Origin of the sequence: Pseudoflavonifractor sp. An85, assembly GCF_002161235.1 — a bacterium.
GTDB lineage: Bacteria > Bacillota > Clostridia > Oscillospirales > Oscillospiraceae > Enterenecus.
The window spans coordinates 1-595 of sequence record NZ_NFHE01000140.1 but is presented as its reverse complement, the minus strand read 5'-3'; the positions used below and the strand labels follow the sequence as shown (position 1 = coordinate 595).

Genomic DNA, 595 nt, shown 5'->3' with positions numbered 1-595 from the left:
GTCCGTAGCCTAACCGCAAGGGGGGCGCGGCCGAAGGTGGGTTCGATAATTGGGGTGAAGTCGTAACAAGGTAGCCGTATCGGAAGGTGCGGCTGGATCACCTCCTTTCTAAGGAGACTTCGACAAAGCAAGTTCTTTGTTGTAACGTCCTGGTCAGACTTCTGAGTGTTGTTTCTCATTGTTTAATTTAGAGGGTGCAACCCGCATCCCCCGTCCAAACCAATTCAAAAGCCCAACGAAGTGGGCTTTGAATTGAGAGGAGGAGCAACGGAGGGAATGAGCTTTCATGCTGGCATGGAAGCGAACGATCCGAAGTTTGCGACGACGACGGGCCAATAGCTCAGCTGGCTAGAGCACACGACTGATAATCGTGAGGTCGATGGTTCGAGTCCATTTTGGCCCACCAGCGTCCATTGAGAATGGATATCAACATTCAAGAGATTGAGTGTTGATATCTGGTTTCAATCGAGACCAGAATTCCGCACCTTGAAAACTGAACAATGTGATAATTCCAGATGGAAGAGCAAGCAACAGAGTAGATTTTTAATCAGAATGGCAAAAGTCATTTCTGTCAAATGGGTAATAACAATTAGCC

The 595-nt window shown here is 47.7% G+C and carries 1 tRNA gene and 1 rRNA gene; both read left to right on the top strand.

What is annotated here, in order from left to right:
• A 16S ribosomal RNA gene (locus B5G37_RS14855) occupies positions 1-108 on the top strand; the annotation flags it as partial.
• A 221-nt stretch (positions 109-329) separates the two neighbouring features.
• Positions 330-406 (top strand) — tRNA-Ile (locus B5G37_RS14850).
• The last annotated feature ends 189 nt before the right edge of the window (positions 407-595 follow it).